The organism is Nocardia sp. Tas62D01, assembly GCF_055232035.1.
The window spans coordinates 8242750-8261833 of record NZ_JBUYUZ010000001.1 but is presented as its reverse complement, the minus strand read 5'-3'; the positions used below and the strand labels follow the sequence as shown (position 1 = coordinate 8261833).

The window sequence follows — 19084 nt, the reverse complement described above, 5'->3', positions numbered from 1 at the left end:
TCACCACAGGTGATTCCCACCGCTTGGCCGAAGCGCTCGCCGGCAAGGGGGTGGTCGCCTTGGCCTGACCCAGCACCTCCAGCGCCGCGGCCCGCGGCTAGAACGGCTCACCGTCGAACATCGGCTCGCCGCGGCTGCCGCCGAACAGGAACGCGAACCGGCCCAGATCGACGCGCAACAGCTCGATCGAGTAGGTATCGGACCCGACGACCCCGGCCAGCGATTCCGCAACGGCCGGACCAGCATTCGCCAGCCAATCATCGAGAAACATCAGCATCTCGGCGAGTTCGACGGCATCGGCAGTTGCCAGGCGGATGTCAGACACGACCACCACAATGCACCACCTCACACAACGCGGAAACCCCGGACCGCCGACGGCCACCCACCCGGACAACCAATGGCCGCCGATCCGGAGAACTAATGTCCACCAGCCCGGACGCTAGCTGTCCACCCACCCGGTTTTCCCGGTGACCGTTGACAGAGCCGAACTGGCGGAGGGTCAGTATGGATCTCGCCGGTCTGCGCAGCCTCCCCGCCACGAGATACCCGTTGAGCTGCATCAGTTGCCGTGCGGACAGGCTCCGCGGCGACGGTACGTGCACCCTCGGAGCGCGGGTTCGCGGCGACGGGCTTCCCACTGTCGTCAGTTGAGCGCCTGGCGGTGGCGTCTGTCTTCGTGGCGTCATTGGCGGCGGCGATCAGCTGGCGGGCCCGCTTCGGGGTGATTTCGAGCAGGTCGGCGACATCGTCGTCGGTGTTGCCTTGCTCGCGGATCGTCACGGCGGCCACCGCTTGACGATGTTGATGCTCAGCGGTTTCGGTGGCAGCGCGTTCCCGCACTGCCGTGATCTGCTGCTCGAGCGCGGCGATGTTGTCATCGCGCGCCTGCTCGATGGTCGTGATTGCTTGCCAGGCCGCGATGTACTCCTGCACGGCCCCGGTGACGGCCTTCTCCCGTTTGCGGGCAGCATTCCGGCGGGCCCGGATTCGTGTGCGAGAGCGTTGAAGTCGTTCGATGACCTCTGGTGAGCGAGTGCCGCGGGCACGACGGCGGGCGACGTTGTCGTCCATGCCGAATTCCTGACCAACCGATCCGCGTGTCAGTCCCCTGCCACGAGGGTACGCGCTGATCTTCGTGTCGACCTCGGCTATTTCGGTGCCATCCCTCCTCGAACCAGTTCGCTCAGTCGCTCCCGTCAAGACGGCTGCGGCGACACTGCGGATGTCAATTCGCCTGTGTCTCAGGTGAAACCACGTCCACTGAGTCGTTCGCCTGCCCTGACTTTGCTCAGCGGCCGGCGGCTGTTGTCTGCCAGCAAGTAACCGAAATCCCCGTGTCGGAACATGGCGGGGTAAGCGCGGACCGCGCTTTTGTAGGCGCGTCGCGCCTTCTTGACCGGTTTCAACCGTCGATACTTGCTGCGGATCCAGCGCACCAGGTAGGAGTTGATACGCGTCAGGAGGGGATGAAGCGCGGAGGGATAGAACGCTCCGTAGTACCGCATCCAGCCGCTCACGACCGGATTGATCGCTTTGGCCAGTTGAGCGAAGGTCGAGCCGATCCGATGGTGAAGCCGCCAGGAGCGAACCACACCACTGATCTTCTTCAAGGCTTCCTTGCTGATCGCGGGCTGGAACGACATGAAGGTGCCGCCGTTCCTCGTCCGTGCCGTGCGAGACCTGAACGTGAACCCCAGGAACGTGAACTGCGTGACGCCGTACTGTTGGCGCCGGTTCGCGTCCCGGCAGTAGACGATCTTGGTTTTGGCCGGGTGCAGAGCAAGCCCGACCTCCTCCATCCGTTCCTGCAGTGCCGCCAGAACCTGGCGGGCCTGACGTTCGGTGGTGCAGTGCACGACCGCGTCGTCGGCTTATGTTGACCGGGGAATTATGTTGACCGTGGTGGTGTAGGTGCTGGTGAGGGCGGTTTTGGTGGTTGGTTGGTCGACATAATTCCGGGGTCGTTGCGAGGTTCGGCTATAGCTGGTCGAGGAAGGCGAGCAGGGTGTCGGGGGCGTGGTAGCGGCCGGGTTTGGTGTCGTGGGGTTGGACGCGGGCGAGGGCTTGTTCCTTGATCGTCATGTCGGCGTGCAGGTAGGCCTGTGTCGAGGAAGGGTCCTGGTGGCCCATCCACAGTGCGATGACCGAGGTGTCGACCCCGGCGTGCAGCAGGGCCATCGCCGCGGAGTGCCGCAGGGTGTGCGGGGTGACGTTCTTCGCGGCGATGGTCGCGCAGGTGTCGGCGGCGTGGGCGGCGTGTTTGGCGACGAGCTTGGCGACGGCGCCCCGCGTGAGCGCGCGACCCGTCCCGGTGGTGAACAGCGGGTCGGTTGGTTCGCCGGTGTTTTCGGTGAGCCAGTCCCTCAGCGCGGCGACGGTTTGTTTGGTCAGCGGGGTCGCCCGATCTTTTCGTCCCTTCCCTCGGCAGGTGAGGTGGGCTCCGTGACCGAGACCGACGTCGCCTCGGGTGAGGGCGATCAGCTCGGACACCCGCAGCCCGGTTTGGCAGGCCACCAGCAGCAGCGTGTGGTCGCGGCGGCCGAGTCGGGTGGCGTGGTCGGGTGTGGCGAGCAACGCGTCGGTTTCCTCGGCGGTCAGGAAGCAGACGATCGCGCGGTCGGCGCGTTTGGGTGCGATGGCCAGCACCCGGCTGATCTGTTCGGCGTGCTCCGGTGCGTGCAGCGCCGCGTATCCGAACAGCGACCGGACCGCCGCCAACCGCGTGTTGCGGGTGGTGACGGTGTTGCGCCGCTCGGTTTCGAGGTGCTGCAGGAACGCGATGATCATCGGTGCGTCCAGGACCGCGAAATCCATGACGGCGGGCGATGTCCCGGTTCGCCGGGAGGCGAATCCGAGGAGCAGGCGGCAGGTGTCGCGGTAGGCGGCGATGGTGTGGGGGCTGGCTTGGTGTTGCCGGATCAGCTTGTTGGTGAAGAATCCTTGCAGGATCGGTGCCAGCGGGCTCATGACGGGTCCCCGAACAGGTGTTGTTCGAGTCGCCCGGCTGCCAACAGAAGCAATTCCGGGTCGTGCTGGAGATACCAGTAGGTCGATTTTGGGTCGACGTGACCGAGCCAGGTAGACAGCAACGGCAGTCGGGCTTGGACATCGCCGCCGTCGCGATACCAGTCGAGCAAGGTCGCGACAGCGAAACAGTGACTTGTCTCCGCAGTGACCGTGTGCAGTTAGGTTCGTGTTGCGTTTGAGCGGGGGGCGGTTTCGGATGTGGAGTTTGAGACGCTGGTTGCTGCTCGTGTTGCGAATAATCTTGGAACATCTGTGACTGACGTCACTATCGCGTGCTGTGTCAGCAGGGCCCGATGATCTTCTGCCATGTCGGCGACAGGTGGGTGACGTTTGCGTTCGAGTTGACGGCGATGCGGTGTCGCGGGACTTCTTCGTGTTGTGCGGCGAGGCGTGCCAGGGGCCTGAATGGTCGCTATTGGGCGTCCGAATCGGTTGGCGCAATTCGCCATAGCGACCGCTCAACTTCGCCGGCGAGTGTTATGGCCATGCTGGCCTCGACGTAGGTAACCGGCCCTGTTTTGTGCGCTGCTTGGTTTCGGAGATGTTGGATCAGGCGAATTCCGGAGGCAACCGACTTGCTGATCTGTCCCTCCTGTTCGAGCATGAACATGATCTCGGTCATGCTGCGGGCACGTCGGCTGCCTGGCTCGATGAGGTCGGCGCGGCTGCATGCTTCGCGTGCGGCGAGTTCGACATTCGCGAAGGCCATCATCACGGCAGCTTCCGGATCGATCTCCAGGACCTGTCGGGCCTTGGACGAGTCTTGGTCGGCTTGCTCGGAACCGAGCCGCCCTGCTGGCTGCGCGTCTTCTTCCTCCTGGCGGATCTTCTCTGCCATGTCCAGGGCGATCTGCCAGGAACCGGCGCCCATGCTCATCTTGGTTGCGCGGGGAAGCTGGTCTCCCACTCGTTGCAGTAACCCCTGTATGGACTTGCGCAGCAGAGCCACGATGACAGCCGCGCTGATCGGCCACCCGAGTGAGTTGACCAGCGACGCAACAAGTTCGAGGGCTCCCATCGAGCGAACCTAACACCCGTAACAGTCGTAGATGTCGGATCTCGATCAATCTGTCGGTGTCGGAGCACCTAACCCGATGCGGAGCTCCCGACTGCGATGCTGGTTGCTGCTCGTGTAGCGACAGGCCAGGACGTGCCAGACGAGCCGGTCGGTGATATCTGCAAAGGCGCGCGCCTTTTCGGCCGCGCCAGGGTGATGCTGGAGTTGATTCTCGGTCGATCGACGCTGCGGCGGTCGTTCTGTGTGGGTCGTTCGCGTTAGCGTGGCTTTATGAGCGAGGCTGTTCCCCCGTGGGCGTATGAGGAAGCGCAGGTGCATCCGCACGATCTCGATGGGCTGAGTGGGCGGAGACCGAGCGGGCCCGGTTGATCGAGCTGTTGGCGCCGTGGTTGGTTGATGGTGTCGAGCATGTTGGGTCGACGGCGGTTCCCGGGCTGGCTGCCAAGCCGATCATCGACCTCATGGCGTCGGTGAACGATGTCGATGCCGTGATCGTCCAGGCGGCGGACCGACTCACCGCTGGCGGATGGTGTTATGTGCCGCCAGAGTTGGATGGTCGGCCTTGGCGTCGTTTCTTCGTCAAGCCAGACGCCACCGGACAGCACCGAAACGCGCACCTGCACTTGATCACATCCGGTCACCCGCGTTGGTCCGAGCAGATTGCCTTCCGCGACGCGCTGAGGCGCGACGAGCAGCTGGCCAAAGAGTATGAACACCTGAAACTGCGGTTGGCCGACCAGTACCGACACGACCGCGAGACATATACGAACGCCAAAGCCGAATTCATCGCAGAAGCGCTCCGACCCGGGGGCGAGCTCAGCACTGACTGACTGTCGGCCAACCCGATTCGGTGTGGTGCATCAGCATGGTCCGATGATCTGCTGCCGTGTCGGTGGCAGGCGGATGACGTTGGCGCTGGGGTCGGCGGCCGTGCGGAGCCGCTGGATCTCTTCGTGTTGCGCGGTGATTCTCGACAGAGTCTGGGTTCGAAAGTCGGCGAGTTGCTCGATTTCTGAATCGGCCTGTGCCAAGCGCTTTTTGAGCTTGTCGATTTCGGCTTTCAGTCGTTCGATCTGGGCGAGTTTCGGGTCGGGAGTTTCGCCGTCGTGTTGGAGTTGCCGGAGCCGGAGCTCGAACTCGGCGCGCAGGTGGGCGTAGGGCCGGGTGCCGTAGAAGGCGGTGCGGTCGACCCCGGCCTGCGAAGCCAAGGTCTTGATGTCGCAGCCGCCGCCGGCCGGGATTTCGCCGCGCAGCAGCCGATCCATGGTGGTGCGGATGCGGTTCTCGGTCTCAACTCGTTGTGCGGCAGTAATTCTCATGACTTGTCCTTGCCGATGGCGGGCGTGGTGGCGGCGTCGATGTCTGCGACGACGCGCAGCGCGCGGGTGTAGTCGGTGGTGAGCCGGTCGCGTTCGGCGGCGCGGGTCTTGCCGAGCTGGCCGAGGAAGGTCTTGGTGCGCTGGGCGTGTTCGGCCCAGACGTCGCGGTGGGCCTGGTGATGGGTGGCCTGCGGGCAGCGCGCCGAATCACACATGCCGATCAGCGGCCGCGTCGCCGTCGGGGTGCCAGCCAGCTTGAGGCAGAGCGCCCGGGCGGGGTCGGTGAACCAACAAAAATTGGCTGGGCCGATGTGCAGCGTCTTCGCCCGTTTGGATAGCAGGTTGAGGATGTCGCGGTCGTTGCGTTGAACCTTCGGCGCTGCAACTGATTCGGGGTCGGGTCCAGCGTCGATGCCGGCGAAGAACTCGATGAGGCTGCGGGCGCCGGGCCCGGCGGGCAGAATGCCTTGCTGGTAATTGCGGAACTCGGCCAATACCAGCTGAAGGTTGCGGTCGGCCTCGTGTTTGTTCACCTCGGCCAGCAATTCCGCTTGCGCCCCACCAGGTTTGGCGACATATCCTTCGGTCGTGGCGGTCGCGATATGTTTGAGCTGCAGTTTCGCTGCGAGAACCCCTCCCGGCCGGTAGGCCATTTCCAGCGCGAGCGTTCTTCTGAGCATGCGCAAGGAGGCGGAGCCTTCGGGGATCGGATCCAGTCCCTGCCGTTGTCCTGCTGGGGAGTTGACCCAGTTGCGGAACCAGTTGTAGCGGACGTAGAAGGAGAAGCGGCCGAACAACAGCTCGCCATCATGTGGATTGTCGTGGAGTTGTTCGGCGAGTTCGATTGCGCGGTAGGCGGGTTCGATGACGACCCATTCGTCGTCGGTGCCGCCGAGGGGCTGGCCTTTGACGATCTTGCTGGCGATGCGGTAGCGCTTCATTCCGGAGATGGGTTCCTCGATCGGGCGGCGGCAACCGACACGCAACTCCATCAGTTCACCGCTGCGCATTCCCGACGATGCCGCGAGCACGATGATCACGGCCGTCCGGACGATCCCGACCACGGCAACGGCCTGCGAGCGGTGCAGCGGCAGGCTCCACGGCTGCATCACGCCATCGGCCGTGGGTGCGTGGTCGGCGTTGCGAGCGAACACCTTCTCGACCCCCACCCTTGCGACGGCGTCAGTGAGAGCGCATCTGAGAACTTGGTAGCTGTTCGGCGTGTGATGCCAGATATGTAGAGGGACTCCCGGTACGACTGAGGTTTCCATACCAAAACGTCGTCACCGAGAGTCCCTGTGCCAGTGTCGCTTACCTGCTCGTGTTCGTTGTGCCCGGCCCACGGCGAGTCCCCGATCACCTCGCCGGAATGCCCGTTCTACCCATCCTCGTCGCTGACCGACCCCGAGTGGGCGCTGCTCGAGCCGCTGCTGCCACCCCCGGGCAACCGCGGCGGCAAGGGCGGACGCGCGGAGAAGTGGCCGCGGCGGCTGGTCTGCGACGCGATCTTCTACCTGGTCCGCGGCGGCATCGCGTGGGCGCAGCTGCCACACGATTTCCCGCCAGCGAAGACCATCTACGACATCTACCGGAGGTGGACGAAAGCTGGTGTGTGGCAACGCATCCACGACGCACTTCGAGACCGGGCGCGGGTGCACGCCGGGCGTGACCCGCACCCGACGGCGGCGATCATCGACTCCCAGACCGTGCGCGGCGCCGACACCGTGGCCGCCGCCACGGCCGGTTACGACGCGGGTAAAAAGACCAAAGGCCGCAAACGCCACATCGCAACCGACTCGGCCGGGCTGCTGCTGGCGGTGGTGGTCACCGCCGCCAGTATCCAGGACCGTGACGGCGCCCACCGGCTGCTGACCGCAATGCGTGCCCGATTCGCCACGATCACGCTCGTGTGGGCCGACGGCGGCTACGCCGGACGGCTCGTCGAATGGGCGAAATCCGTTCTCGCACTGACAGTTCAGATAGTCAAACGCTGCGACACCGCCACCGGGTTCAAGGTACTGCTACTAGTTACGTGGAATCTGTCCACAGGGAAGATTGTCCCCTGCGGAACGACCACGGACTAGGGAGAAACCTTGGGCAGCAAGGTGGTACTGGAGGAGAAGTGGCCGGTGCTCGGCCGGCACGAGCGGGCGGCCGAGTGGCTGCGGGTATGGACTGATCTGGGGCGGGCGCCGCGGACGATCGATGCGTATGCCCGGGGTTTGGCCGAGTTCCTGACGATGTGCGAGCGGGAGGGCATCGACCCGGTCACCGCGACCAGGGCGCACGTCGCGGTTTACGTGCGGGAGTTGAACGAGCGGCCGAGCCGCCGCGGAGCGAACGTCGTGTCCATCGACTCGGGATCGGGCCTGGCCAACGCCACGATTCAGCAGCGGATCGTGCCTGTTCGGCTGTTTTATGACTATTTGATGGAGGAAGGGCTGCGGGAGTCCAATCCCGTTGGGCGAGGCCGCTATACGCCGCGTGGTCGCCATGGCAGCCACCAGCGGGGCCTGGTCCCGCGGATGACGAAACTGCCGTGGATCCCCACCGAGCAGCAATGGCTGGCTGTGTTGGAAGTGGCCGCCGCCGAGCCGGTTCGTAATCGGGTGATGCTGGCGCTGGCCTATGACGCCGCGCTGCGGCGTGAAGAGCTGTGTTCGCTGCGGACCGACGATCTCGATCCGGCGCACCGGACGTTGCGGGTGCGGGCGGAGACGACCAAGAACCGGTGCGAGCGGGTGGTGCCGTACTCCGCGCCCACCGGGGTGCTGCTGTCCGGCTATCTCGCTCATCGCGCCACGATCAGCAGGGCGCGCGGGCCGTTGTTTCTGTCGGAGTCTCGTCGCAACCACGCGCAACCGCTGACCTTGTGGACCTGGTCGAAGGTCGTGCGTCGGATCGCGCTGGCCGCCGGAGTTGCCCGGTTCTCGACTCACACCACGCGGCATTTGTGCCTGACCGATCTGGCGCGCATGGGGTGGGAACTGCATGCCATCGCCCGATTCGCCGGCCATCGCAACACCGAGTCGACGCTGACTTACATCCACCTGTCCGGCCGTGACCTGGCCGACAAGCTCGCCAAGGGCATGGAGCAGATACATTCCTGGCGGGTCGACATGCTCGCCCGCCTTGGCGAGCAGGCGACGGGAGCCGCGCACCGGTGACCACGATGCCATCGGCGGCCGTCGACACGACGGCCGCGGATCCCACCTGGACCTGGCCGTTCGGCCCGTCGCTTTACCAGCAGCGCACCGCGCTCACCGCCGTGGAAACATCGGCACTCCAGCGATTGGGCCTGGATCTTCGCCGCCGCCCCGGCCGCCATGATCCCCAAGCGCCGGGCTGGACGGCCATCAGGTGGCTGCTCCGCCCGCTGGACGACCTTCGTGGGTCACTTTGCTTGGCGGACAACGAATACCACGTCCAAGGCGTGAACGACGCTATCGCGCAGATCCTGCTGCGCTGCGGCGAGCACGGCAGAACATTCTGGTGTTGGAGGGCCGACGACTGGGTCCAGCTGATCGGCGAAACCTCCGCGACGTTCGCTGCCTCGTCTCCCGGCTGGGCGAAGGGAACCGCGCGGTCGACGTTGGTCGCGTTCGCTTACCTGGTCGGAGGCTTCACCGACTTCGATCGTCTGGGCGGATTCCAGCGGATGCCGTTGAGCAGACGCGTATTCGGCGCCGAACTCGTCGACCATGCCCAGCATCAGGTCGCGCGGGTGCTTGACGGATGGGGCTACCGAGCCGACTCCGCTGCAGATCGCCGGATCTCCCCGGCTCTTTGCCAAGCGTTGCTGCTCAACCGCAGCCCGCGGCTGGAGGATCTGACCACTGAGGTGTTCGCCCGGCTGCGTGAGCACTCTGCCATGCGTCGCAGGCATGTCGGCGCTCTGCACGCCATCCAACGCGCAGTCGCCTCCCTGGGCTTCTGTGAACCCCCGCCGTCCCCGTTCCGCGGGAAGATGCCCGAGATCGAGGGCACCGCACCGGAATGGGCGGACTGGGTGGAACGCTGGTATTCGACATCGACGCTCTGCCCGAAGGCCCGCGCGTCCGCCCGCAACGTGTTGTCCAAAATCGGCCGATGGCTGATCGAGGAACACCCGCAGATCACCGAGCCGACGCAGTGGACCCGGCAGACCTGCGCTGCGTGGGTCGCCGCATTGGACCGGATGCGGGCCGGGGACTACAACCAGTGGAACGATGGGCTCGGTGATCGGAAAGGGAAGCCGTTCTCGGCGGAAACCAAGTCGGGATATCTCACCGCGACCAGGGCATTCTTCCGTGACTGCCAGGAGTGGGAGTGGATCCCGCGCCGGTTCGACCCCGCGCGGGCGCTGGCGACCCCGCGAACGGTCCTGGCGATGCTCGGGCCCGATCCCCGTGCGATCGCCGACGACATCTGGGCCAAGCTGCTCTGGGCCGGGCTCAACATCGAGCCCGACGACTTGCCGACCAGCTACAGCAGCCTGCGCTATCCGCTCGAGTTCCTGCGGGCAGTCGCCTTGGTCTGGTTGTTCAGCGGCCAGCGCAGCGCCGAAATCGCCCGGCTGCGGGTCGGTTGCATCCGTTGGCAGCACGACGGATTCCCCATCCCCGGTGATTCCCGCGAGGTTCTGGCCCGAGACGCCGTCTGCCTGTTGGACATCCCCACACACAAGACCGGGACCGCGTTCACCAAACCCGTGGATCCTTTGTTGGGCAAGGCAATCGAGGCATGGGAAGCAGCACGACCCGACCAGCCGAAGATGCTCGACCGCAAGACAGGTGAGCAGGTGAACCTGCTGTTTGCGCTGCGCGCCCACCCGATGGACAAGACCTACATCAACCGCACGATCATTCCCGCTCTCTGCCGCAAGGCCGGAGTTCCCACCGCGGATGCGCGCGGCGCCATCACCAGCCACCGAGCGCGATCCACGATCGCCAGTCAGCTCTACAACGCGAAAGAGCCGATGACCCTGTTCGAGTTGCAAGCCTGGCTCGGTCACAGCAGCCCCGAATCAACCCAGCACTACGCCAAGATCACCCCGAACACCCTGGCCAGGGCCTACAATGACGCCGGTTACTTCGCCCGCAACGTCTGCACCATCGAAGTCCTCGTCGATCGCGACGCCGTCACCTCCGGCCAGGCCGCCGCCGGTGAACCCTGGCAGTTCTACGACCTCGGGCACGGCTACTGCACCTACTCGTTCTTCGAACAGTGCCCGCACAGAATGGCTTGCGCCCGTTGCGATTTCTACACCCCGAAGCATTCCAGCAAAGCCCAGCTTCTGGAGGCCAGAGACAACCTCCAGCGGATGCTGGCCAGCGTTCCGCTCACCCACGACGAGCAGGCCGCAGTCGACGACGGCCAGGCCGCGCTCGACCGGCTCCTGGAGCGGTTGGCCGACGTCCCCACACCGACAGGGGCGACACCCCGCCAGATCGGCATCCCGGCAACGGCGACCCTACTGCCGATCATCTCCGTCAGCCAGGGCGAACAGGCATAAACTTGACAAATCAGATTCCACAGAACCCGCCGCTGGGTGGTAGAGCGCACGTTCGGCTGGCTGGTCAAGCACCGACGCTGCGTCCGCGACTACGAAACCCGCACCGACCACCACGAAGCCATGGTCTACATCGCCGCCATCCATACCCTGACCCGCCGGCTCGCCCGCACCACCGACCCCAACACATGAGTTCTCAGATGCGCTCTGAGCTTGTGATTTAAGGTGTTGGGTCGCGGTTGCGTGAGAACTGTTGTGTTCGTGTGTGTTTCGGTGGCAGTGGCTCGGCGTGTCCGCGTGACATGAAGGCGGCCACCGCTTCATGATCTTCGGGTTCCTGCGAAAGATCCTGAAGAAGAAGACGGTGGCCGTGGCTCAGATTGTGCCCGAGGCGGCGGGTTGTGGCGAGCGGACACGCTCGCCAGGACCGGATTGCCTTGCGGGATTTCGTTGTTCGTTCTACGACAGCCTCGCGGTGCGCGGTGATGCGTTGTTCGATTTGACCGATGCGGTGCTGTGTGCCGACGGGCCGGTGACCACGCTGGTCGGGCTGTCGTTGGCCCCGGAGCACCGTCGGGGGCACGGCGGGCTCTACGACGGTCTGGCTGCCGGGCAGATCCGCGTGGACCGGCTGCGTACGGCGCTGGCGGGTCCGCCGCTGCCCCGCGACACCCACGGCCGGCTGGTGCTGGCCGTGGATGTGAGCCCGTGGCTGCGGCCCGACGCGGTGACCAGCGCCGACCGGTCGTTCTGCCACACCTACTGCCGTGGTAAGGGCCAGGCACAGTTGATTCCCGGCTGGCCGTACTCGTTCGTCGCGGCGCTGGAAACCGGCCGGTCGAGCTGGACGGCGCTGCTCGACGCCCAGCGTATCGGCCGCGCCGACGACGTCACCGAGGTCACCGCCGCGCAACTGCGTGAGGTGATAACCCGGCTGCGGGCCGCCGGGCAGCACAACCCGGGCGAGGCGGACATTCTGATCGTGTTCGACGCCGGCTACGACATCATCCGCCTAACTTGGCTGCTCGCCGACTTGCCCGTCGAGTTGCTCGGCCGGGTCCGCTCCGACCGCGTATTCTGCCTGCCTGCTCCACTGCGGCGGGCCGGCACCAACGGCCGTCCCCGCCGGCACGGCCGGGAAGTCACGCTGAACCAGCCCGACACGCATCCCGAACCTTCCGCCGAAACACGCACCAACACAACCCATTACGGTCAAGCGCGAGCCCGATCATTCAATCGGCTGCACCCTCGCCTGCCCCACCGCGGCGCCTGGGCCGGCCATGACGGCCCGACCCCGGTCATCGAGGGCTCACTCATCGAACTGCGTGTCGAGCACCTTCCCGGCGACCGCAACCCGAAACCGGTGTGGCTGTGGCACTCCCGACCCGACACCACCGCCGACACCATCGACCGGTACTGGCAGGCGTTCCTACGCAGATTCGATCTCGAGCACACGTTCAGATTCTTGAAGCAAACCCTCGGTTGGACCCGCCCCAGGATCCGTACCCCCGACCAAGGCGACCGGTGGACCTGGCTCATCCTCGCCGCTTACACTCAACTCCGCCTCGCCCGCGGCCACACCACAGATCTGCGCCGACCCTGGGAAAAACCCGTCACGGACCCGGCCCGGCTCACTCCCGCCCGCGTCCGCCGCGGGTTTCGCCACCTCCGCCGGAAGACCACTCTGCCCGCCAGCGCGCCGAAACCCTCCCGGCCAGGACCCGGCCGCCCACCCGGGACCAAAAACCAGCATCGCGCCACCCACCCCGACGTCGGCAAACCCACCAAAAAAGGTGCCGCCGCTGACGCGGCGGCACCTTAAATCACAAGCTGAGAGGTTCGCGCAGTCGCGGCATCCAGCGAGACTCGATCTTCCGTCGGCCGGTTTGCCGGGCCAGTATCCCGGTGGCGATGGTCAGCAGGGGGTCGTCGGCTGACCATCCAGTGGTCAGTCTCTCGGCGGTCTTGTGGTCTTCCTGCAGAGGCAGGGGTGTGCCGTTCGTGGTGTAGTCAGCCAGAACGGCGAGGATGTCCTGGATCGGTTCCGCGGAAACAGGACTCAGTTCTGCGGCCCCGGATCCGAAGAGGCGGTCGTGCTTGCGGATCTGCGCATTCACGGTGACCGCGTGCGGGCCAAGGATCTGGACCAGGTGCAGCGCTGCCGCGAGCATGGGTTGCAGAACTTCGTCGGCGACAGCTGGAGTTTTGTTTTCCCTTCGGCCGCTAGGCATTTCGGCAACCGCGGACGCCGTTGCGCCACCCCAGGGCCGTAGATCGGCGGGAACACGGTCGGCAGTGAATAGGTCCTGGTAGTTGACCAGGTCGACAACGATCTGCGCGGCAGAGCGCCGAACCGCGGGGCTCTGCTCACCGACGACATTGTCGTCTTCGTCGAGGATGTAGCGGCGGAACGCCAGATATGCCTCGCAGGTGTGGGTGTCGACTTCGGACAACGAGGTGACATTCCGCGTTTCGAGCCAGCGGAAAAATCGGGTGAGTTCGTTGAGTCGTGCGACGCAGCTGAGCAGATGTAGTGGTGTGCGGTATGCCCTGGGCAATTCGGCGACGGCGGCATGCTGCGGTGCCAAGGCGGCCATGATCAGTTCTTTGGCGACGAGCCGCCATCGCGGGTTGCCGATCACGGCGAAGTCGAAGCGGCGACTGGCCAATTGGACCTGGACCGCCAGACCGGCGACCTGGGTGAAGTCCCAGAAGTCGTCGTCGAACAGCGTGCGGCGAACGCCATCGGGCAATGCGAACCCTGCCTGCAGGCAGACATCGTTTCCAAGGAATGGTGATGGTTGGTCTTCGCGCAGCCTTTCGGTAGCGGAAGTAGTCATGCGGTGAGTTCCTCTGGGCGGAGTGGGATTTCGGTGTCGGCGTCGGTCACATGGGTGGCTGCGGCGGCGAGTTCGGCAGGATCGAACCGGGCAAGAATCTGATCGATGCGGGAGGCGTAGGGGCCGAAGACCGCCATGAAATGCGCGGCCGGCATCTGCTGCCATTGGCGGGAGAAGAATGCCTTGAGCCGCAACAGGTTCACTGCGTGCCGTGGGGCGAATACCGCCAGCGGGCAGAGCACGCAGATCCAGGGCCTGGCCGGACACGGTTTGCCGACCGGGCCGTGCAGTCCGGACAGTTGATCACCACACGCTGCGGTGAACACATCTCGTGCGCCGCCGACCAGTTCGGCGATGGTGCGGTCGTCCAGATTCATAGCCGCGACCATCTGGGGGTATCCGTTGACGAGTGCGGCTGTTTCGTCCTCGGTGATCACCGCGGGCAGGTGAGCGCGGCGCAACAGATCGTGCTGGGCGTCCTCGATGATGGATTCAACGGCCTGTTGCTGGCCTGGGGTCGTCACCGACAGGTAGTGGTCTCCCTCGACTGCGGGCGTGTGGTTCGGGTCGATCGTGGCACGAGCATTGCCTCTCCAGGTTCTTCTGTCGCGCATCGCGTGATGCGTGGTGCGGATGCGTGCTCGATGAATCTTCAGCGGCTTGCCGTCGGCACCGACTACGCCGTGTCGCTGGACCCAGCGTTGGACCGCGACACGGTCGATCTCACCGATCAGAGTGGGTTGGCCGACGTAACTCAGCCCCAACCAAAGCCGATCGCGGTGGATCGGGTCGATCTGGCTGCGCAGCTGGGTCGAGTGCGCAAGCCACTGCTCGAGCAGTCGGACTGCTGACCGCGGCAAGATGAGGCTTTCGGCGGCGGTGCGGCGTTTGATGTAGGACAAAAGGACTGTTGAGTCGCCTACCCATTCGATGTCATCGACGCCGAGGTCGGCGATGCCGTCGGGAACGATGCCCGAGTAGATGCCGAACAGCAGCCGGTAGGCGATGACGACGTCCAGGTGCGGGAACATCGCCTGCAGTGCGTCGAAGTAATCCGGCCATCGACGATTTTGAAAGGCGCTGTAGGTCAAGCCGATCGCGTGAGCGGTTGTCCGGGACCGGACCGGGCCGAGTCGTGACAGCAGCCAGCAAAAGTTCTCCCATGTCCACCCGTGCTGGGCAGGATCGCCGGCCTGCTGAATCGCGGCCAGAGCACGGCGGTGTTCGGAATAGGACCCATCGACCACCCGGCGGCAGATCTCTGTGAGACGGTGCCAGTCAGCCTCGGGGTATGGCGGCAGAGCACGATGGTTGGGTTGAATGTTGAAATGGCGGCCCGCTGCCAACTCCAATACACCCTCAGCCAGGACGCCGCCGGATCTCGCATACCCCTCAACGAGAGCGCGGGTCAACGATTCCAACCTGCGGGGACCTGCCATCCAGAACTGCGCCAACTGCCCTCGGCGTAGCTCTGACGCGTCACCACCAAAACCCTGCTCAGCGAGCGTCCGAACCATCGCCCGGACAGCTCCCGCATACGCATCCACGGTGCCGGCGGCATCGACGCTCCCCGTGGGGATGTATCAGCTCCACCAACCCGGTCGCCAAATCACGCGCAAGTTTCGGGTTCGGCAATCCTGCGAGGTCGAATTCGGCCCGGCTGCCATCGCTGAACACGCAGCTCAGCCCGAACGGATCATCGATCACACTGGCTGGCATCACAGCTCCTCGTCGGTGTCGTCATCGAATTCGGCGTCGGCTTCCCGCTGTGCTGCGGTATCGTCGACGAGTCCGACTGCCACTCCGGCGATTTCGTAGGCTTGCCGGTAAATCCGTGTCGTATCAAGACGTTTCACGTATTTTTCGGTCGTCAACACGGTCGAATGACCCGGAAGGTCCCGCAGCACCAGCAGTGGATCGGCCTTGGTCAGGTAGAACACCAGCGCCGCGTCGGCGTCGGTGTCACACACCAGCTTCGCCGCCTGCCTGTAGTAACCGGTCACCAGATACTCCAAAGTTTGCATAGAGAAGGAGTGCCGGAGCCGGTGCGGATGGATATGCGGGAATCGGGGTTCGAACCGGGCGCGGATCCGGTCGGACGTGCGCTCGAACACCGTCGCCCACGCCGTGAACGGCCCACCATCACCCTTGACCGCCAGCAGGCACGACCCGCCCTGCGGCGCCACCAGCCGCCGCCGCTCCGCGGGAGTCAGCGACGCCCACGACCGGCGGATGCCGTTGATCCGGCCGCCGCGAGCGTCTGGTTCGGTGACGTGCAGCGGTTCGCCCCAGCGTCGCGGTGGCCGCCATCCCGAGCCGTCGGTGACCGCGGCGCGGTCGAACTGCAGGTAGTCGTGCAGCCCGGCCAGGGCGTCGTAGGAGATCCAGGTGGTGCGGAACTTGCGGCCCTTGGTGATTCCCGCCGGAACCGGGAATGGGATCGGGATCCCCGTCGGCGTCGGCGGTAGTGCCGGGATCTCCCACGGCAGCAGGTGAGTGAACTCGCCCAGCCGCAGCCCCGTCGCCAGCGCCAAATCCCCAATTGCGCTGTTCCGGGTCATCTCCCGCCCGGAGAACCCGGTGTCACAGGAGCCGTCCGGCGCCAGCCCACGCAACCCCTTGCGGAGCAGGTCGATGAAATCCGGCTCGAGGTATTTGATCGTGACGTGCGGCTTCGGGGTGCGGCGCACCGCCAGGTTCACCCGGACCTCGCGGCCGGTGCCAGCGAACACCGCCCGCGCGGACCGGTAGGTGAACGGCTCGGCCGCCGCGTAGCCCTCCTCCATGGCCCACCGGTAGAACAGCGACAGGATGCTCATGTGCTGCCCCCACGTGGTCGCCGCGAACCGCTCCCTGATCGGCCCGGCGGCGCGGTGCTCGGCATACCGGCTCAGCCCGGCTTTCAAGCAATCACGCGAATCGAACAGTGCCACACCGTGTTCGGCGAGGAACTCCGTCCATTCCTTGACCGCTCGCGCGTAGTTCTCCCACGAACTCGGCGCCGGAGCCCCGCTGGCCGGAAGCAGCCGCAGCCACTGGTTGATCACCGTGGTCGGGCGCGGCGCGGCCGGGCCGTCCTCGAACAGCAGGTCCTCATCGATCAGGATCGGCATTCCCTCCGGGATCACCGGCCGGTGCTCGACGTCCCAGGACTGCCAGCCCCGCGAGGTGAAGTAGCTCAAGATCATGGACGCCGAGGGTAGAAACGCCACACACCCCGCCGCAACGCCCAAACACCCAGGCCGCCCACCCTTTCCGGACTAATCGCAACACGGGAACTAAGCGCAGACAATGTGCCTCAAATCATGCACGCGCGGGGGTCGCTGCCACGGCTGCGCCTCGATCCCCGCCGCGGCGAGCAGAACGGTGAAGGTGTGGCCGATGTTGGGGATGTTGAGGCGTTTGCCTCGGGTGTTGACGAAGAAACTCGCCGAAACCGGTTCCGGAAAGCATTGGTCGCGACGCTGCCGGTAGTCGCGCAACACGGCGACGGTCGTGGGGTGTAGCAGCACTTGGCGGGACTTGCCGAACTTCGAGTCGAGGATGATCAGCGTCGCGGTGTCGAAGTCGACGTGGTCGCGGTCGAGATTGCATGCCTCGCTTTTGCGCATGCCGGTCACCGCCAACAACCCGATGAAGGTTTGCCAGGTCGCCGCCCGCAGGGGCGGGTCGAGCCGCCCGGCGGCCGTGATCAGGTCGCTGATCTGGTCGGGTGAATACAGATATGGGGCGACGCGGCGTTTGTGGTGGCACAGCATGTCGGTCGGCGGGATCTCGGTGGCCGGGTCCAGCGCCGCCAGGTGCCGGGCGAAGATCCGCACCACCATCAGCCTGCGGCTCCACCACACCCCGTCCTGACTGTCGGTCGGGGTGTGGGTCGCCCACCGCAACGCCGACTCGACGGTCAGGTGCTCGACGGCGTGGGCTTCGCAGTAACCGATGAACTCCCGCAGGATCCGCGCCTGGCCGGTCAGTTTGAATCCCAACGTCCGCCGCATCACCAGATAAGCCTCGGCGGCCTCACGCAGCGTGCTCATGACCGACCACCCACCGGCCACGGGCGGGCCAGGACCCGCAGAGCGTTGTCGTCGACCTTGGCGTAGATGCTGGTGGCGAGCTGGCTGCGATGCCGCAACACCTGCCCCACCTCGGGCAACGACGCCCCGGCGAGCAGCATCTCGGTGGCCAGGGTGTGGCGCAGCCGATGCGCTCCTAGCCGGTCGAGGCCTGCCCGGGCGCACGCATAACCCATGATCGCGCGGATCGCCGCCGGGGTGAGCCGGCGATAGGGGGCGCGGACGGTGCAGAACACCGTCCGGGCGTCGCAACGTGGCCGGCCGTCGGTGACATAGGCGGCCATCGCTTCACCGACCTGCGCCGGCAACGGGAGCCGGTCGATCCGGTTGCCCTTGCCGTGCACGGTGACCTCGCCCGCGCGCCAGTCGATGTCGCCCAGTTCCAGGTCGGCGACCTCAGCTCCACGTAACCCCAACCGCGCCAACAGCAACAGGATCGCGTAATCACGGCGGCCGGTCACCGTGTCGCGGTCACAGCCGGCCAACAGTCGCGCCACCACCGTGGCGTCGAGACCACGCGGCAGCGACGCCAGCCGCCATCCCGCCACCGCGGGCACCGCGCCCGCCAACCCGGCCGGGACATGCCCGGCCACGTGCAGGAACCGCAACAACGCCCGTAACGCCGTCACCATCGCCTTCGCCGACCCGCGGTTACGGCCCTCGCAATGGGCGAGCATGAACGCGGTGACCTGCCCGGCCGTCAACCCCCGCAGCGCCTCATCCAGCGGCTCGGGCAGAAACTCCAGGAATACCCCGCCCTGCTTGCCATAACAACTCACCGTCGCGGCCGACAAGCCCCGCTCACCGGCCAACCAACCCCGAAACTCCACGATCATCAACGCCACCGCCGTCACCGACGATCCGGTGTCCGGCTCGGGAACAACGCCGATCTCACGCAAAAACCGCACCACCAAGCCGATCCCGCGAATATCGGCGTCGGCGAGGACCTCCGATGTCAGCTCGTTCGGCGACAACGCCCGGCCCCGCACCCACTCACTCAACCGAGCCATCGCCAGGATCGAAGCGCGAATCGACGACTCCGAATACCCCAACCGCGCCAACTCCCCGCGAAACGGCGGCTCCCACAACGCCAACGGCCCCACCACTCTCGTGGCCTGTCCCGAACTGTCCGTGCCCATCGCCTTACTCCTATCCGTAGAGGTGTACTCACCACCACAGACAGAGAAAACAACCGACCGCAACCCCCGGAATTATGTCGACCAACCAACCACCAAAACCGCCCTCACCAGCACCTACACCACCACGGTCAACATAATTCCCCGGTCAACATAAGCCGACGACACCCTGCTGGG

At 65.5% G+C, this 19084-nt stretch carries 15 protein-coding genes and 3 pseudogenes; 6 read left to right on the top strand and 12 right to left on the bottom strand.

Annotated features, from left to right (window positions below):
* Positions 1-97: 97 nt before the first annotated feature.
* The 5 genes and pseudogenes from ACV7NQ_RS39840 to ACV7NQ_RS39820 form a co-directional block, all read right to left on the bottom strand.
* The gene (locus ACV7NQ_RS39840; protein ID WP_463358545.1) at positions 98-325 is read right to left on the bottom strand and encodes a hypothetical protein; all 228 of its coding nucleotides are present in this window, start codon (positions 323-325) and stop codon (positions 98-100) included.
* A 92-nt stretch (positions 326-417) separates the two neighbouring features.
* Positions 418-1071 (bottom strand): hypothetical protein, encoded by a 654-nt coding sequence (locus ACV7NQ_RS39835; protein WP_463364233.1) that lies wholly within the window; start codon positions 1069-1071, stop codon positions 418-420.
* A gap of 170 nt (positions 1072-1241) precedes the next feature.
* A pseudogene (locus ACV7NQ_RS39830) lies at positions 1242-1859 on the bottom strand (group II intron maturase-specific domain-containing protein); the annotation flags it as partial.
* Positions 1860-1977: 118 nt separating this feature from the next.
* A complete protein-coding gene (locus ACV7NQ_RS39825) occupies positions 1978-2967 on the bottom strand; it encodes a tyrosine-type recombinase/integrase (protein ID WP_463364232.1) in 990 nt (329 codons plus the stop codon).
* Positions 2968-3439: 472 nt separating this feature from the next.
* Positions 3440-4045 (bottom strand): DUF4145 domain-containing protein, encoded by a 606-nt coding sequence (locus ACV7NQ_RS39820; RefSeq protein WP_463364231.1) that lies wholly within the window; start codon positions 4043-4045, stop codon positions 3440-3442.
* A 335-nt stretch (positions 4046-4380) separates the two neighbouring features.
* Between ACV7NQ_RS39820 and ACV7NQ_RS39815 the strand changes: the two are divergent.
* A pseudogene (locus ACV7NQ_RS39815) lies at positions 4381-4875 on the top strand (GrpB family protein); the annotation flags it as partial.
* Positions 4876-4905: 30 nt separating this feature from the next.
* Here ACV7NQ_RS39815 and ACV7NQ_RS39810 read toward each other — a convergent pair.
* Positions 4906-5364: a hypothetical protein gene (locus ACV7NQ_RS39810; RefSeq protein WP_463364230.1), complete on the bottom strand. Its 459-nt coding sequence runs from the start codon at positions 5362-5364 to the stop codon at positions 4906-4908.
* Entirely contained in the window at positions 5361-6518 is a 1158-nt protein-coding gene (locus tag ACV7NQ_RS39805; protein ID WP_463364229.1) for a site-specific integrase, read from the bottom strand. Before ACV7NQ_RS39805 ends, ACV7NQ_RS39810 begins: the two co-directional genes overlap by 4 nt.
* 144 nt (positions 6519-6662) lie before the next feature.
* Here ACV7NQ_RS39805 and ACV7NQ_RS39800 point away from each other — a divergent pair, with 144 nt between their 5' ends.
* From ACV7NQ_RS39800 to ACV7NQ_RS39780, 5 genes and pseudogenes are all read left to right on the top strand, one after another.
* Positions 6663-7448 carry an IS5 family transposase gene (locus tag ACV7NQ_RS39800; protein ID WP_463364228.1) on the top strand — a complete coding sequence of 262 codons (786 nt, stop codon included), beginning with the start codon at positions 6663-6665 and terminating at the stop codon, positions 7446-7448.
* Between the two features lie 9 nt (positions 7449-7457).
* Positions 7458-8531, top strand: coding sequence for a tyrosine-type recombinase/integrase (locus ACV7NQ_RS39795; protein WP_463364227.1), 1074 nt, complete (start codon positions 7458-7460; stop codon positions 8529-8531).
* A 5-nt stretch (positions 8532-8536) separates the two neighbouring features.
* A complete protein-coding gene (locus ACV7NQ_RS39790; protein WP_463365999.1) occupies positions 8537-10858 on the top strand; it encodes a tyrosine-type recombinase/integrase in 2322 nt (773 codons plus the stop codon).
* Between the two features lie 27 nt (positions 10859-10885).
* A pseudogene (locus ACV7NQ_RS39785) lies at positions 10886-11047 on the top strand (IS5 family transposase); the annotation flags it as partial.
* A 130-nt stretch (positions 11048-11177) separates the two neighbouring features.
* Complete coding sequence (locus ACV7NQ_RS39780; RefSeq protein WP_463364133.1) at positions 11178-12677, top strand: NF041680 family putative transposase; 1500 nt, start codon at positions 11178-11180, stop codon at positions 12675-12677.
* Between the two features lies 1 nt (position 12678).
* Here the strand turns inward: ACV7NQ_RS39780 and ACV7NQ_RS39775 are convergent, their stop codons facing one another.
* The 5 genes from ACV7NQ_RS39775 to ACV7NQ_RS39755 all read right to left on the bottom strand — a co-directional run bounded on the left by ACV7NQ_RS39775 (position 12679) and on the right by ACV7NQ_RS39755 (position 18910).
* A complete protein-coding gene (locus ACV7NQ_RS39775) occupies positions 12679-13695 on the bottom strand; it encodes a hypothetical protein (protein ID WP_463364226.1) in 1017 nt (338 codons plus the stop codon).
* A complete protein-coding gene (locus tag ACV7NQ_RS39770; protein WP_463364225.1) occupies positions 13692-14942 on the bottom strand; it encodes a hypothetical protein in 1251 nt (416 codons plus the stop codon). Before ACV7NQ_RS39770 ends, ACV7NQ_RS39775 begins: the two co-directional genes overlap by 4 nt.
* 471 nt (positions 14943-15413) lie before the next feature.
* Positions 15414-16907, bottom strand: a complete 1494-nt coding sequence (locus ACV7NQ_RS39765) for a site-specific integrase (RefSeq protein ID WP_463364224.1) — start codon at positions 16905-16907, stop codon at positions 15414-15416.
* A gap of 66 nt (positions 16908-16973) precedes the next feature.
* On the bottom strand, positions 16974-17732 hold the full coding sequence (locus ACV7NQ_RS39760) for a tyrosine-type recombinase/integrase (protein ID WP_463364223.1): 759 nt from the start codon (positions 17730-17732) through the stop codon (positions 16974-16976).
* The gene (locus tag ACV7NQ_RS39755; protein WP_463364222.1) at positions 17729-18910 is read right to left on the bottom strand and encodes a tyrosine-type recombinase/integrase; all 1182 of its coding nucleotides are present in this window, start codon (positions 18908-18910) and stop codon (positions 17729-17731) included. The genes ACV7NQ_RS39760 and ACV7NQ_RS39755 overlap by 4 nt, the downstream gene beginning before the upstream one ends.
* Positions 18911-19084: the final 174 nt, after the last annotated feature.

Coding starts and splice junctions, on each gene's coding strand:
- ACV7NQ_RS39755 (WP_463364222.1), bottom strand. CDS start 18,910: ATGGGCACGGACAGTTCGGGACAGGCCACGAGAGTGGTGGGGCCGTTG.
- ACV7NQ_RS39835 (WP_463364233.1), bottom strand. CDS start 1,071: ATGGACGACAACGTCGCCCGCCGTCGTGCCCGCGGCACTCGCTCACCA.
- ACV7NQ_RS39810 (WP_463364230.1), bottom strand. CDS start 5,364: ATGAGAATTACTGCCGCACAACGAGTTGAGACCGAGAACCGCATCCGC.
- ACV7NQ_RS39825 (WP_463364232.1), bottom strand. CDS start 2,967: ATGAGCCCGCTGGCACCGATCCTGCAAGGATTCTTCACCAACAAGCTG.
- ACV7NQ_RS39820 (WP_463364231.1), bottom strand. CDS start 4,045: ATGGGAGCCCTCGAACTTGTTGCGTCGCTGGTCAACTCACTCGGGTGG.
- ACV7NQ_RS39760 (WP_463364223.1), bottom strand. CDS start 17,732: ATGAGCACGCTGCGTGAGGCCGCCGAGGCTTATCTGGTGATGCGGCGG.
- ACV7NQ_RS39775 (WP_463364226.1), bottom strand. CDS start 13,695: ATGACTACTTCCGCTACCGAAAGGCTGCGCGAAGACCAACCATCACCA.
- ACV7NQ_RS39790 (WP_463365999.1), top strand. CDS start 8,537: ATGCCATCGGCGGCCGTCGACACGACGGCCGCGGATCCCACCTGGACC.
- ACV7NQ_RS39780 (WP_463364133.1), top strand. CDS start 11,178: ATGATCTTCGGGTTCCTGCGAAAGATCCTGAAGAAGAAGACGGTGGCC.